Source organism: Paenibacillus dokdonensis (assembly GCF_004916975.1).
Classification (GTDB): domain Bacteria; phylum Bacillota; class Bacilli; order Paenibacillales; family Paenibacillaceae; genus Paenibacillus_AQ; species Paenibacillus_AQ dokdonensis.
Window position 1 is genome coordinate 12939 of sequence record NZ_STGQ01000003.1, and the last position, 15247, is coordinate 28185.

At 47.6% G+C, this 15247-nt stretch carries 17 protein-coding genes and 1 other annotated feature (1 of these 18 running past the window's edge); all 17 genes read right to left on the bottom strand.

The features are described from left to right. Positions 1–6: a sequence feature (ribosomal protein L21 leader region), on the bottom strand (it extends 75 nt beyond the left edge of the window). 57 nt (positions 7–63) lie between these two features. Then, positions 64–1308: an Rne/Rng family ribonuclease gene (locus tag E6W40_RS24490; protein WP_136608256.1), complete on the bottom strand. Its 1245-nt coding sequence runs from the start codon at positions 1306–1308 to the stop codon at positions 64–66. A gap of 105 nt (positions 1309–1413) precedes the next feature. Further along, positions 1414–2268, bottom strand: coding sequence for a M50 family metallopeptidase (locus E6W40_RS24495; RefSeq protein ID WP_136608257.1), 855 nt, complete (start codon positions 2266–2268; stop codon positions 1414–1416). Beyond that, entirely contained in the window at positions 2261–3100 is an 840-nt protein-coding gene (locus E6W40_RS24500) for a M23 family metallopeptidase (RefSeq protein WP_136608258.1), read from the bottom strand. Before E6W40_RS24500 ends, E6W40_RS24495 begins: the two co-directional genes overlap by 8 nt. A 158-nt stretch (positions 3101–3258) precedes the next feature. Further along, a complete protein-coding gene (locus E6W40_RS24505) occupies positions 3259–3957 on the bottom strand; it encodes an ABC transporter permease (protein ID WP_136608259.1) in 699 nt (232 codons plus the stop codon). Between the two features lie 13 nt (positions 3958–3970). Then, positions 3971–4873: an osmoprotectant ABC transporter substrate-binding protein gene (locus E6W40_RS24510; RefSeq protein ID WP_136608884.1), complete on the bottom strand. Its 903-nt coding sequence runs from the start codon at positions 4871–4873 to the stop codon at positions 3971–3973. Between the two features lie 47 nt (positions 4874–4920). Then, a complete protein-coding gene (locus tag E6W40_RS24515; protein WP_136608260.1) occupies positions 4921–5580 on the bottom strand; it encodes an ABC transporter permease in 660 nt (219 codons plus the stop codon). Position 5581: 1 nt separating this feature from the next. Beyond that, entirely contained in the window at positions 5582–6745 is a 1164-nt protein-coding gene (locus tag E6W40_RS24520) for an ABC transporter ATP-binding protein (protein WP_136608261.1), read from the bottom strand. A 615-nt stretch (positions 6746–7360) separates the two neighbouring features. Further along, entirely contained in the window at positions 7361–7876 is a 516-nt protein-coding gene (locus E6W40_RS24525) for a DUF2179 domain-containing protein (RefSeq protein WP_136608262.1), read from the bottom strand. 182 nt (positions 7877–8058) lie between these two features. Then, positions 8059–8853, bottom strand: coding sequence for a septum site-determining protein MinD (gene minD, locus E6W40_RS24530; RefSeq protein WP_136608263.1), 795 nt, complete (start codon positions 8851–8853; stop codon positions 8059–8061). Positions 8854–8856: 3 nt separating this feature from the next. Then, the gene (gene minC / locus E6W40_RS24535; RefSeq protein WP_136608264.1) at positions 8857–9513 is read right to left on the bottom strand and encodes a septum site-determining protein MinC; all 657 of its coding nucleotides are present in this window, start codon (positions 9511–9513) and stop codon (positions 8857–8859) included. A gap of 76 nt (positions 9514–9589) precedes the next feature. Continuing rightward, on the bottom strand, positions 9590–10120 hold the full coding sequence (mreD, locus tag E6W40_RS24540) for a rod shape-determining protein MreD (RefSeq protein WP_136608265.1): 531 nt from the start codon (positions 10118–10120) through the stop codon (positions 9590–9592). Further along, positions 10120–10992, bottom strand: a complete 873-nt coding sequence (gene mreC / locus E6W40_RS24545) for a rod shape-determining protein MreC (protein ID WP_136608266.1) — start codon at positions 10990–10992, stop codon at positions 10120–10122. The genes mreD and mreC overlap by 1 nt, the downstream gene beginning before the upstream one ends. 58 nt (positions 10993–11050) lie before the next feature. Next, positions 11051–12085 carry a rod shape-determining protein gene (locus E6W40_RS24550; RefSeq protein ID WP_136608267.1) on the bottom strand — a complete coding sequence of 345 codons (1035 nt, stop codon included), beginning with the start codon at positions 12083–12085 and terminating at the stop codon, positions 11051–11053. A gap of 39 nt (positions 12086–12124) precedes the next feature. Further along, positions 12125–12814 (bottom strand): RadC family protein, encoded by a 690-nt coding sequence (gene radC / locus E6W40_RS24555; protein ID WP_136608268.1) that lies wholly within the window; start codon positions 12812–12814, stop codon positions 12125–12127. Positions 12815–12853: 39 nt separating this feature from the next. Then, the gene (locus tag E6W40_RS24560) at positions 12854–13456 is read right to left on the bottom strand and encodes a Maf family protein (RefSeq protein ID WP_136608269.1); all 603 of its coding nucleotides are present in this window, start codon (positions 13454–13456) and stop codon (positions 12854–12856) included. Between the two features lie 26 nt (positions 13457–13482). Next, entirely contained in the window at positions 13483–13725 is a 243-nt protein-coding gene (locus E6W40_RS24565; RefSeq protein ID WP_136608270.1) for a DUF4321 domain-containing protein, read from the bottom strand. 168 nt (positions 13726–13893) lie between these two features. Then, a complete protein-coding gene (locus tag E6W40_RS24570) occupies positions 13894–15147 on the bottom strand; it encodes an SPOR domain-containing protein (RefSeq protein WP_136608271.1) in 1254 nt (417 codons plus the stop codon). Positions 15148–15247: the final 100 nt, after the last annotated feature.

Sequence of the window (15247 nt, forward strand, 5' to 3'; positions counted from 1 at the left end):
CATGTGACAAGCATAAATACCGGACACATACTCATAGATATTAACATAACCCAGGTATCCGAGTCAATGGATGCCTAGTAGGTTTATTTTACCCGTACCTTCACATGTATCACAAGGCTTCGTGAACAGCATGGCTGTATCATCACGCACCTTTTTGCGTGTCAACTCCAACAGACCCAGCTTGGTCCACCCGACGACATGGCTTTTCGTACGATCTTTACTCATACCTGCCTCCAGCCTGTCCACCACATCCTGACGATGCTGGTCCTGCTCCATATCAATAAAATCGACAATAATAATGCCGCCTACATCACGGAGTCTGATCAGCCTGGCGATCTCTTCCGCAGCTAGTAAATTGGTACGCGTTACTGTATCCTCAAGGCTGTCCCCGCCAATATACTTGCCTGTATTCACATCAACGACCGTAAGAGCCTCCGTTTGGTCCCAAACGATCGAGCCACCGCTTTCCAGAATGACCTTGCGCGAGAAATCCCGCTCCATCTGCTCCTGGATGCCAAAGCTTCTGAAAATATGCTCTTGTCCTTGGTACACTTTAACAGGTAAATGACTGCCGTGGGCAATTTCCTCCAGGAACATTTCCGCTTCCCTGGCCCCTTTGGCGCTGTCGATTTGCAATTCATCCTGCTGCGGGTCAAACACATCCCGGATAAACCGCTGTACAATACTTAGATCCTGATGCAAAAGTGAGGGAGCCACGCTGGCGTCTGCACGTTTTTGAATCATCCGCCACTGCTCACGAAGCAAATCAAGATCCCCTGCAATTGCGCACGGATTCTCTTCTTCGGAGACCGTTCTCATGATGATGCCTTCCCCTTCACGCCGGATTTCTTCCCCCAGCATTTTCAGGCGGCTGCGTTCATGCTCTTTGCTGACCTTTTTGGAAACCGCAACATAATCGGCATTCGGCATATACACAACCCATCTTCCTGGGAGTGAGTAATGTGTGGTCACTCTCGGACCCTTGCTACCAAGCGGCTCCTTCATGACCTGTACAACCACTTCCTGCCCGACGCGGAGCAGATTCTCAATCGACGGTTTCTCTTTAGGCTGCTTATCCAGATGCGGATGCAGCACATCGTCCACATACAAAAAAGCATTCTTTTTATGACCGATATCCACAAAAGCCGCCTGCATGCCCGGAAGCACATTGACGACACGTCCTTTATAAAAGCTCCCTACCAGACTGTGATTATGGCTGCGTTCAATCGCAAACTCTACCAGTTTGCCTTCTTCCACGAGGGCCATCTGCGTCTGCTTCGATTCACAATGAACAATCATTTGTTTCATGGCTCCACCCCTGCTAGAAGACATTTCCATTCCATTTTACCATGAAATCCCCTTTTTTTAGCTTATAGCTTAAATTCAATTTTGATCTCATTTCATTTATTAATTTTATATGTGGAGCCCGGCGAAATAAGCCGAAATCAGGCGCTGCTCCGGAAGCATAGCAATAAGGCTGCCCTGCTTGTTAATCACATAAATGACATGATAATTCTCTCTTTTAAATAGACGCAAAATACTGTCCAAATGTTTCGCCTGATCCACAATGATCGGCTGTTCCAACACCCTTGCCCGGGCCTCACTGCCAAATCTATTTTCCCTGTTCATGAGAAATCTGGAAAACCGGTAGGGTACATGCCGATAATCTATCCAGTTGGAGTACAGTAGAAAAATACCGATAAGCAGCAGGTTCAGCTGTATCCGCCCTTCTCCCTGAAGGAACGGCAAAACCGAGAAGAAAACCACGCCCATACTGCATGCAACGCTGATTCTTGAAGACCAGAGCAGCGTTGGGTGATAGGGAAAAAGCAGACTGGCGGCAGCATGCACAACCTTGCCCCCATCCAAAGGGAGAACTGGAAGAAGATTGAATAACGCGATCATGGCGTTCCCATAAATTACATAGTTCAAAAAGGCTCCGTCCCCCGGGATTATCTCACGCAGAAGCAGCGCCGCACCGATCATCAGAACATTTTGAAACGGGCCGGCGAGCGCGATGCCGATCTCTTTCCACGCGGTCAGCTGCCCGTGATCCTCCATCTCCACTACACCGCCAAACGGAAGCAGCTGGACTGAGCGGATACGCACGCCAAAAAGCAGAGCGGCTGTCATATGCCCAAGTTCATGGATAAACACAATAGAAAATAAAACGATCAGTTCTAAAAAATGACCGGTAATGACGGAAAACAGCATTAGGATAACGAAAAAAGGATGCAGTGACAGCTTGATCCCCCGAATATTAATCAATAGGGATCACGCCCGCCGGGTCCACGTAATCACCGTCCTCTTTCAAGGAAAAAAATAAGGTCGGTGTCTCTCCCTCCGCTGCGGCCTTCAGCTGACCAACCGCATCACCGCCTTCAACCCAGTCATTTTTTTGCAGACGGGTGTCTGCCAAATGACCATAGGCGGCCACAAGCTTTCCGGTATGCTGAATGGTAACGGTTATACCCGTCTCCGCATTGCCTGAAACATCAATGACACGTCCTGTTTCTACACTCTTCACCTCAAGCGGAACATTTGAAACCTTACTCGGGGCAATTTCAACACCTTTCAAGTCCACTGCGAAAGCCTGGACGATCTCGCCCTCGATCGGTGGATACAGTGATTTGGAGGCATTTACTTTAAGCGGAGATATCTGATTTTGCCTGAAAATCGGTATGAATGCCGGGGCCTTGCCGAAATGGGACTCGTACCATGCCTCAGCTGCCTGAAAATCCATTTCACGGTTCAGCGACTGCATCACATAATCCTGCGCCTTGATGCTCCAAGGCTGAGGAAATTTAAACAGACCCCAGATGAGAGCAAATATAATCGCGCTGAAAAATAACCGCCACATAAATCCTGAAACGAAACGTGTTTTATGACGAAAGGGGCCGTGTCCTTTTGAATTTTCTTTTTTCCACATTTTCTCCGGATCTGGCTCCGGCATCAGTGATTCAGGCAATCTGCCTTTATTCCAGAGTTGGGGCGTGTCCGAAATAGGCTGCGGCATCGGCTTGACGACTGGATCCTCACTTAGCAAAAGATCCCTGATTCTCTCTTCCCTGCGCTGTTTGATTGAGGATTTCGTATCCATTGAGTGATCCCCTTTCGAGGCTTGTTTTTAATCTATTTTATGAGGGGATGTCCCTGTTTTAGAACAAGCCTGAGCTTGTCGCATGAATAAGCAGCAAGGGGAAATAGACAAAAAAAAGGCCCCCATCATCATGAAGAGGGCCTTTGAACCGAATATTTCTAAAGAATTTTTTGCACTTTGGTTGGAGCTGGAGCAGCGCCGGACTTTCGTTTCGTCAAATCCATTTTACGCTGCAATATCCCAAGTACGATATCCGCCACGATAGCGAGCAAAGCTGCCGGTATCGCACCCGCGAAGATCCGAAGTGAGTTGTTGCTGTTCAATCCAGCGTATATTTCCCGGCCAAGCCCGCCTCCGCCGACAAGAGGTGCGATCGTTACGACCCCAATTGCGATGACAGCCGCAATGCGCAATCCCGACATGATATACGTCAAGGACAACGGAAACCGAACTTTGATGAGCAGCTGAAAGGCGCTCATACCGATTCCTTTTCCGGATTCGAGATAGCTTGGGTCAACCTGCTTCAAACCGACGTAAGTGTTTCGCGCAATGGGGTTCAATGAATACAGGAAAAGTCCCACCATGACGGTTTTCGTTCCAAGCCCCATCCACAGCATGAGCACGACCAGCATGGCCAGGCTCGGTACTACCTGAAGAATGTTCGTAATGAACAAAATGACCTTGGCGGCCCATTTGTTTTTGGAGCAAAGGATACCCAGCGGCACCCCAACGATCACCGCGAGGCCGAGCCCGATAACCACCATCGTAAGATGCTGGATGAAATATTCCCACAGCATGCCGCTGTTACGGGAAACATAAGACAAAAAGTCTGAAAATGTTAAATGTTTACTTTCCATTGCTTACCCTCCTTTAGCCTTTCAAGAGGCCCTTTTGCTTCAAGTACGCATTGGCAACCTCACGCTCGCTTTTCTTCTCGATGTCCACCTGATAATTGAGAGATATCATTGTATCCGCATTCAGATGGCCGATTAAAGGCGCTATGGCATCCTTAATTTCGGGATGCTTTTTCAGAAGATCCGAACGCAGCACCGGGCTGGCATCATACGGAGGGAAGAATTGCTTGTCATCCTGCAGTGTCTGCAAATTATAAGCTTTCAGACGTGAGTCTGTTGAATAGGCCAGTACAATGTCGACCTGCTTGTTGGCAACGGCGCTGTACACCAGACTGATTTCCATAGGGAATATCTGGCCAAACTTGATTCCATACGCCTTGGAAAATGCAGGATATCCATCCGTACTTCTTTCCAGCCACGTTGTATCCACACCAAGCTTCATATTAGCCATATCTTTCTTGACATCGGATATCTTGGTATAGCCTTTGGATTCTGCAAGCTCTTTTCTTATTGTGAATGCATAAGTATTTTCAAATCCCAGAGGCTCCATCCAAGTGAATTGATAATGCTTCTGAAAGCCCTCCTGGGCTTCCTTCAAAACCTCTTTGCGGTCTTTAGTACCGCTGATCGGAAAATGGTTATTGAAAATTTCACCTGTATATAAAGTCGCCATCTGTACATCGTCTCTTTTCATCGCATTGATGACCAGGGAGCTCGATGCCAGATCCGGAATGATGTCCACGTTCAGATTGGTACGGTCTTCGATAAGAGCCTTGTACATCTCGGCAAGAATCTTAGTTTCGGTATAGGTTTGTGTACCGATTGTGACTTCGCTTTTTATACCACAGGCGGAAGTTAAACCGGTAAAAATGATTGCACAGACCAGCATCGGTATCCATTTGAGCTTATTCAGTTTCATCACGCCTCCCTTGTTCAGTCTGGGTCGCTGGTTCCATAATATCCTACTCATATGGCAGCATCCCGTATCTGATGATAACGTCTGCTGAGCCAGCCCTCTAGGAGTCCGAGCAAACCGTCAGCTACGAGAGCAAGCAGGATGGCGCCAATGCCGCCGATAAATATCATCTCCGGCTTATTAACACCAAGCCCCGATACGATGAGCTGGCCCAGACCTCCAGCACCAATCAGGGAGGCGAGTGTTGCCCAGCTGATGATATAAACGGTGGTAATTCGGATTCCCGACATAATGTAGGGCAGCGATAAAGGAAGCTGAATTCGTAAAATCGTCTGTGCCGTACTGTACCCCATGCCTCTGGCGGAATTCAGCACACCTTCATCGACGGAATGAAAACCATCATAGGTGTTCCGCAGGATTGGCATCAGGGAATATAGCAGCAGCGCCAAAATGGCAGGCTTCATGCCGATACCGAGCAGCGGAATCAGAATGGCCAGAAGCGCCAGGCTTGGAATCGTTTGAAACAAATTGGCTATAAAAAATACAACACTGTTTATCCAGCCCACCCGGCTGTATACCAGCAAAATACCGACCGGCACGGCAATAATCGTACCCAGGATCACTGCAGAGAACGACAAGACGAGATGTTCCTGCAGAGCCTTCAGAATATCCGGATAACGTTCCGTGATAAAGCTCCAGAATGCATTCATATCACTCATCCTCTCCGTTCAGCAGCGGAGGGACCATGGTAGGATATACTTCGGCCAAATGTTTAACTACACTGCCTCTTGTAATTAACCCGAGGAATCGGTTATTACTGTCTATTACAGGGAGATTACTCAGCTGGTGGCTATCCATAATTTCGATCGCCTGCGGAAGCGTGCTTCCGGAAGCAACGGAATAACGAACCGGATGCATAACATCCGCCACGGTTTTGCCTTCCTCACCGTATTGGTCAAGTACTCGATAGATAGAAACCGCTCCCTGCAACTGTTTATTGCGGTCCACAATCAGCAGTGAATCAACCCGCTTCATCTCCATCATTTTGATGGCTTCCGCAAGTCCCCTGCCCGGGAAAGCAGTTACCGGGTTGGTAATCATCACTTCATCCACAAGCGGGATTTCATAGATGCTTTCATTCTCGTTCTCCAGACGCTTGGAACCGATAAAGTTACGGACAAAATCATTGGCCGGATGACGCAAAATGGTGTCCGGTTTACCGGTTTGTACCACTTCGCCATCTTTCATCAAAATGATAGTATCCGCAATCTTGATGGCTTCATCCATATCATGCGTAACAAAGATAATTGTTTTATGAAGGTCCTGCTGAAGCCGGATCAGCTCATCCTGCAGCTGCTCGCGGCTGATGGGATCCAATGCGGAGAACGGCTCGTCCATCAGTATGATGTCAGGATCAGCCGCCAGTGCGCGTGCAACGCCCACACGCTGCTGCTGTCCACCGCTAAGCTCCGATGGATAACGGTTGCTGTATATGGTATGATCCAGACCAACCATATCCAGCAATTCATTGACTTTTTGATCGATTTTGTCTTTATCCCACTTTTTCAGACGCGGAACAACGCCCACGTTTTTGGAGATATTCATATGCGGAAACAAGCCGACACTTTGAATGACATAGCCGATATTGCGCCGCAGTTCAACCGGATTCAATCCAGAGATATCCTTACCATCGATCAGCACTTTGCCTGATGAGGATGAATTGAGCGCGTTAATCAGCTTCATCGTTGTCGATTTGCCGCAGCCGCTTGGCCCAATAAGGACAGTAATTTCCCCCTCTTTGAATTCGAGATTAATGTCTTTCAATGCATGAAAGCCATTATCATAAACCTTGTTCACATGCTCCAGTACTATCATTCAATCGCCCCTTTGCAAGCAGTATCCATATTATGCGGAGCATTTGGCAAATCATCCATCGGGGAACCAAAAAACTGCTGAAAGAAATTTGTGATGCCAGGGTCAAGGGAAGGCGACAGCCTTGTTATGTAGGAACGGAAATAAAGCTAAGTAAGATGGCTCTCAAAGATTAATGGAATGGGATTAAGCGCATTGATAAGGGTTGGAAAAACGATCAAAGAGGAAGGCCTGAGGGTATTAACAAATTCAAGTCAAAAATCTTCGTTACGGCATTAACTTACATACCTTAAATTCCACCTTAATATGCATTGTAGCTTTCCAAACTGTGCAATCACCCTATAATATCCATGCCATCCATCCGAAACATTCCAAGCCTGTAAGCCCATGTTCATATACAAGTAAGTATGCGCTCTCATGCGCAAACACCCCGTTCTTGTATATCTAGGAGAAATCATGCTGCAGCCCTTTTGGAAGCCTTCAGCTGCTTCTCCTAGCCCAAATGGATAATATGCAAAATGCGTATGCAGGCAACAAACCCTTTTAGCCTAGGACTGTATACCTGCAATAATATGTTTTATACATTTACCCATTTTGCCTAGGGATGAAACACAAATATTATTTTTTAGTTCCGCGGGTCCAAAATCCTCCATGAAGCTGGACCGGCTCTGTGACAACGATAAAGGCCTTTGGATCCAGCTCGAGAATCATGTTGTACAGCTTTTTCTGATTTTTACGCTTCGCCAAAACCTCGAACACCAGTCGATGACCATCTCGGCCACTCCCAATCCATGAGGTAACCCCATATCCATTATCGCGCAAAACATTGGCCATACCACTCTCCGGATCATTTAGAATAACCTTCATAGTGATGTATCCAAGCGCGATCCGCCCCTCAATCCAAGAACCAACCAAAACCCCTAACCCATAGCCGACGGCATAAACCACAAGGCTGATCGGCTGATTCACATATTTAAGGACGATACTGAGACCGAGTACATATATGGTTATTTCAAACATGCTGAGAACCGCAGCCAGATACTTCTGACCTTTCAACGTCAAGATCATACGCAGTGTAAAAAAAGAGACATATACAATTTGAATAATAAAAATGGATGCAAGTATTCCAAGCATTCCGGATCACTCCTTTGTCAGTCTGAGATGAGTAACGGCGTTTACGGCTGTGCCGGACAAAAATTTTCTGTATGATGTAACTTAACCTGATTTGAAGCCCTATTATACAGGTCCACTGAAAACTTATAATTCTACAATCTAAAAAAGCCGCTGCTAGATCGCAGCGGCTTCGGGCATTTAGGTCAACCCATGCCAAATAGCTTTTTGAATTTCGAGAACATGCCCTTCTTCTGATCCAAATGCATCAGAGGCACCGTATCTCCCAGGATACGACGGGCAATATTGCGGTATGCGATGGCTGCCCGCGAGTCGGGATTCATCACCGTTGGCTCTCCGCTGTTTGCGGCTTTAATAACATACTCGTCGTCAGGTACGATACCGATCAGATCAATATTCAGAACCTGGAGCACATCTTCAATATCCAGCATATCCCCCGTTTTCACCATATTCGGACGGATACGATTAACGACCAGCTTCGGAGATTCCACGGAGGAGCTTTCCAGTAGACCGATAATCCGGTCGGCATCACGAACAGCCGCATTTTCAGGCGTTGTCACGACAATAGCCTTGTCCGCGCCGGCGATGGCATTCTTGAATCCTTGCTCGATCCCGGCCGGGCAGTCGATAATTACATACTCATACTCTTTTTTCAGTTCAAGTATAATGTCTCTGACCTGCTCTGGCGACACGGCGTTTTTATCCTTCGTCTGGGCGGCCGGCAGCATATACAGCTCATCGAAACGTTTGTCTTTTACAAGCGCCTGATTCAAACGGCAGCGTCCTTCCGCAACATCACATAAATCGTAGATGATCCGATTTTCCAGACCCATGACCACATCCAAATTGCGCAGGCCAATGTCCGTATCCACCAGACAGACCTTCTTGCCAAGCAGCGCAAGCGCAGTCCCGATATTCGCCGATGTGGTGGTTTTCCCAACTCCGCCTTTACCGGAAGTAACGACAATAGCCTCTCCCATGTGCTACACCCCTTTAAACACGTTAAAATCACGCCGTATCCTTACAATGTTGCTGATCTTGTCGATTTGCATGGCTCCATTCTGCAAAAATGCAAATTCCATACTGGTTTCACGCGTTTCCCATTCATCGGGCGGACGGCTTATTTGTTCTGCAATCCGAAGCTGTGTCGGGGCAAAATGGGATGCAGCGATAATGGCTTCTTCATTGCCTTCAAACCCTGCATGCACCATCCCCCGCAGAGCACCCAGTATATAAATGTCACCCGTGCATAGAATGCTGCCTCCCGGGTTCACGTCTCCCAAAAAAAGCAAATCTCCATTATGGCGCAGCACTTGTCCGGAGCGCACCATACCACTCATAATCGCATAGACGGGAGCCTGCTCCGGCTCCGATTCAGGAAATTCGACAGAGCGGATGAGCAAATTCCCCTTTTGTTTTAAAATATCGAGCATGTTTTGCTTCTGATCTTCCGTAATGCGCCTTGAACCCATCTTTACATCCACATGAATAATGGGGCCGGTCAAAATATTTTGATGGCTGTGCTCCAATTTGTACCGAAGCTCACTCAACAGTTCATCATATTCACATTCATCGTCAAGCAGGAATACCAGGCCATCTTTGATGCCCTTGATCGTGACATGATTCGATTTCACTGCCATGCCTGTCCCCCCTATCTCATTACATTTCGTCTTCGGATGGCGAAGTTCCTGCTGGAAAAGAAAAATGGCGGTGAGATTACGCCGCCTTCTCTTTTTTCTCCCGTCTTGCAATCTTTTCAAGCTGCTTACGGAGAGGAACATAGATTATAAGCCCGAACACAAAATGGACAACGAGATCGGGTAAGATATGATGCAGGAGATTCCAGTCATAGGAGACCTGCGTTAACGAAAACACCCGGTAAATGGCAAACAGCATGCTATCAAATAGCAGGCTTCCCAGAATGACCACCGTCATCATCAGCGGCATGGGAGCCCGGGGAGCACGAAAGATAAAGCCCATGATATAAGTGGAAAATCCCATCACCAGGGAATAAGTGCCGATCATTTCCCCATAAAAAACAACATCATGGAGCATACCGAATATAATGCCGAGAACGAGTGCTGTATGTCGATGATGATATACGGATACAAATAACAAAACGATAAAAACCAGATTCGGCATGATGACATTTTGCCAGGAGACGGGCAGCAGCCATGGAATGATTGTCCCTTCAATAATAAACAGAAGGAACAGCAGCAGGACTAGAACTTGCTTGCGCACCATCATTACTGCTGAACCTCCGGAGTAAAGACGACGAACAGCTGCTTCCAGTCCTGGAATTCCGCCTCAGGCTCAATCGTTGCTGTCTTCGTTTTACCGAATTTGCTCTCCTGAACACTTTTCACCTTGCCGATAATCAAACCGCGTGGATACTTATCCGTATCCCCTAATGACACGATCATGTCGTCCTTTTTAATCGGGTCTGTTTGCTTGATTTGGGTCATTAAGAGCATCTGGGTTGCATCGTCATAGCTCTCTATAATACCAAAGGTCTGATGATTATTCATCGATGTCGCTGCAATTCCGTTGGAGTTCGGGTCCTTCGCATCCATCGTCGTAATCAGCTTTACTGTAGATGTAAAATTGCTGACATGACTGATTACACCCACAAGTCCTTTAATAGAAATCACCGACTGGCCGACCTTAACACCATCACGTTCACCAAGGTCGATCACCAGAGAACGGTTCACGGTGTCCGAATTCACACTGATGACCTGCGCAATATGATAGCTGTAATCGAACTTCTCCATTTGGGCTTTCGTGAAGTGAAGTGACTCCTTGAGCGACTTATTTTCTTCTTCCATGAAATTATAATTGGCCTTTTCACGTGTATACTGAGCCAACGCAACTTTCAGCTTCTCATTTTCCTTGTATGTCTCGCGCATATTGCCGATATCTTTAAACAAGCCCGCTACATAGCCAGCGGGCTTATAAAATATATTCTGGGCAAAGCCGACAGTGTCTCTGAGAAACTTCTCGGGCCAGGATAGTGTTGCCCTGGGACCGAGCGTGAAACCCATCAGCGCGATAAACATGACAAGGGCTATTAAAATCACAAATAAGCGTTTGTTGCCAAGCAGCTTAAACAGTTTCAACACCCTCTAACTCTACTGATTTCTCTCCCATTATCAGGGGTTGACCCACAATATATCAGCCTTAGCGTTTGGAGCGTACGGCCGAGCTGCTGCGGGATTTAAACAGATGAATGTTCTCAAGCGCCTTACCTGTACCGATTGCAACACAGTCAAGTGGATTCTCAGCCACAATGACAGGCATGCCTGTTTCTTCGGCAAGCAGCTTGTCCAGATTGCGCAGCAGAGCTCCGCCGCCTGTAAGTACGATACCACGGTCCATAATATCTGCCGCCAGTTCCGGTGGACATTTCTCCAACGTAACCTTTACAGCTTCCACAATGGCATTAACGGTGTCAGAAAGTGCTTCACTGATTTCATCAGATGTGATCGTAATGGTCTTTGGCAATCCTGTCACCAGGTCACGACCGCGAATTTCACTGGTCTCCACCTGTTCCAAAGGAAGTGCGGAGCCAATCTCCATTTTAAGCGATTCCGAGGTTCTTTCACCAATCATCAGGTTATACTGGCGTTTGATGTATTGAATGATCGATTCATCCATTTCATCACCGGCTACCCGAACGGAGCGGCTGGTTACAATTCCTCCAAGAGAAATAACGGCAACTTCTGTTGTACCGCCACCGATATCTACCACCATACTGCCTGTAGGTTCCCATACCGGCAAATCAGCACCAATGGCTGCTGCGAATGGTTCTTCGATAGTATAGGCTTCACGTGCACCAGCCTGTTTGGTTGCATCTTCAACTGCGCGCTGTTCAACGGCCGTAATACCGGAAGGTACACATACCATTACATTCGGATGGCGTTGAAACATCGAACGCTGCTTCTGTGCCTGACGGATAAAATATTTAATCATTGTTGCCGTCGTGTCGAAGTCAGCAATAACGCCGTCCTTCATCGGACGGATGGCACGGATGTTGCCCGGCGTACGTCCGATCATTTTCTTGGCGGACTCACCTACAGCCTCAATGGTTTTCGTATCCGTACGGATCGCAACAACAGAAGGTTCTCTAACAACAATTCCTTTTCCACGGACATAGACAAGCGTGTTTGCTGTCCCCAAATCAATTCCCAAGTCTTTCGTGAAACTTCCTAACATGCTGTAATCTCCCTTTCTTCGTCAATCTCAACTATTATATTACATCAAGCCTTGCTCCTTCAAACTGACGAATTCCCCGTCACCGATAATCAGATGATCCAGCACCTCTATGCCCACAATTTCTCCTGCTTCCTTCAAACGGGAAGTAAGGGAAATATCTTCTGGACTTGGCGTGGGATCTCCACTCGGATGGTTATGTGCGCAGACAAGCGATGCACTGCTGCACTTGATGGCTGCACGAAACACCTCGCGCGGATGTACGATGGAGGCGTTCAGACTGCCAATCGAAAGCGTCTCTTGAGCAATAATGTGATTTTTCGTATTTAGAAATAAACAAACAAAATGTTCTTTTTGCAGATAACGCAGCTGTTCCATAAGTACTTCGGCCGCATCTCGCGGACTGCGGATAATCACCGGCTCATCCATTCGGGTACGGACAAGCCGCTGCCCAAGCTCGATTCCAGCTTTGAGTTGAACGGCTTTGGCACTGCCGATGCCTTTAATGGCCATTAATTCCTCAATGCTCATATCCACAAGCTGGCGCATACTGCCGACCTGCTTCAAAATGCGCTGGGCCAGATGCACGGCGGATTCCCGCTGTGTACCCGTCCGAAGTAAAATAGCCAACAATTCAGCGTGGCTCAAGGCGCCCGCCCCATACTGCAGCATGCGTTCTCTGGGTCTTTCCTGATGGGGGATGTCGCGCAGCATATACGTTTGCGGCTCCATAGTTCCCCTACTTTCCCTTCACTCAAATCTCATCCACGCTCAGAGGATGTCTATCCCAAATTCCGACAACATGTCGGAAAGTAACGAAACAGGCAATCCAACGACGGTAAAATAACAGCCCTCAATCCGTTCCACCAAAGTGGCGCCAAGTCCTTGAATACCATATGCGCCAGCTTTGTCGCCGGGCTCGCCGCTTTTTACGTAAGCATCTATTTTCGAATCCGAAAGCTCCTTCATGGTTACCTTGGTTGATCGATGACGCACAAGCGTTTGACCATTGGCCGCATCAATACATGCAATTCCCGTGTATACATGATGGGTGTTACCCTGCAGAGAATTCAGCATCCGAAAGGCGTCTCTATCATCCACGGGTTTTCCAAGAACCTGATTCCCCAGAACAACGATGGTGTCACTGCCAATAATAACGGCATTTTTCTCCGGATCCGCAATAAGAGAGTATACAGCTTGCGCTTTGCGCAGCGCCAAACCTTCAACAATCTGCTGGGGAGTCCAGTCGTCTGGAGTATGTTCATCCGCATGGCTGGGATGGATCTCGTACGGTATATGTAGAGAAGCAACCAGCTCCTGCCTTCTGGGTGAGGTCGATGCCAGTACGATACGGCGTGAATGGTTTGATTTCAATGAAAGGATCTCCTTTGACTCTGTAGTTACAGCCTGCGATACAGCCACACGGAGACAATGATGCCGATCAAACTTAGCAGGCTCAAATTCATTTGAATGGTGATGTCGTAGCTGATAATGTCTAAATTAGCTTGCGGTGACCACTTAATCAGTGTTGATGCAGTCAGAAAAGAAAGGGCTTGTACAGGTTCCAGGGCCTTTGCGATCCAAGCACCAGCCAGCCAGCCAAGCAGCAAAAACAAGAGCAGTATTCCTACGTTCTTTTTCATCCTTCTCTTCCCTCGCCATATTTTGACACCCAATTTATTATACGGTTATTTGGACATCAATACAAACACAAATCCGGTATGGGGAACTATTTCCAGTTCCATACCGGACCCGCTTTGTTATATGAATTGAACTCCGGTATATGCTTACCTACAGTTCATTTTATAGGACTATGCTTTTTCCAGTTTTGAGATCAATTCCTTCTGCTCCGAGATATACTGCATCATGCTGGACTGCACTTCCCATAAATGTCCTTTGGAACGGTTCCGATTGTATTCCGTAATTGCTGATACCGCGCTATTCATGGTTTGCTCCATTTGTCTGCCGAGTTCTTCCTCGCCTGTTCCAAGTCCGGTTTGGAGCGATTTCATCGCCTCCATCCAGCGGCTGTGCAGGTCAGTCAGAGCGGCGGTGTTCTCGGCATTCAGAGCAGCTGGGCTTTCTTGGCCGAGCAGTGCCGCCGATAGCTGACTAAGATTCGACACAAGTTCAGAGCTCACAGCAAAATATTGATTAACAATATCTGCTTCCCCACCAAATTCCATCGTACTGGCCGCAGGCAGCGTGATTTCTTTGACATACAACTCCAGACCTTGAGCTTTCAACTGATTACTGAGGAGCTTGGCCTGTTCACGGTCCGTCGACATGCCTGCATACACGCGGTTTTCCTGTTCAGAATCCGTACCTGCAGCAATACCATACTGCTGAAGCTCTTTTTGAGCCTGCTCCACTCGTTCCTTACTGCTGAACACCCCGTATTGTAGCATATAATACGATTGCCCCTGCACCTTTACAGCCACGGGAGCCGCTTTACCCGTTTCTGTCTGCGCCTGAGACACACTTTCCGTACTTGGCTTCACTGGGATTATAGAGCCCTCGGAACCGTCCTTGAAGAAGGACAGCACCACAAATCCGAACAGGGCTCCAGTCACAATCGCACCCGTGACGGTACCGATTACCTTCCACAGAGAGGCTGGTCGTCTCGGACGATAAGATGCATCGCCCAGTTCCGGATATACCGAGTCTGCAAGGTCCCTCCATTCATCCTTATGATCCGATACTCCGGTGTCATATGGATCAAGATCATACCCATCATTTCGGTTAAACCCCTCTTCAACCTGATAGGGCTGTTCGCCTGACAGCATCTCGCTCCAGGGATCATCTTTGTGAAAAGGATCCGTCCAGCCCTGCATAGGACCCGGGATCACAGTCAGAGATTTCCGATTTTTTTGAACTGATTCCTCTGTATGTTCACGCCGCGGGGCATGGCTGCTATCAGAATGCTCCAGTCCCGGTATATCCTGAATGGACATCTTCTCTTCAGATGTATGCTTGGCGGCTTTCTGTTCCTCCTGCACAACTTTAAGCTTATGGGAGCTTTCCTCATTAAAGCGGAAAGTCATTCTCGCTTTGTTCAATGTCATACACCTCACCCTTGTCTCATTACAAAGTATATATGACAGATTGTCCGAAGATATGCTGCATAAAAGAAAGTCAACCTTAGAATACAAAAAAAGAGACTGC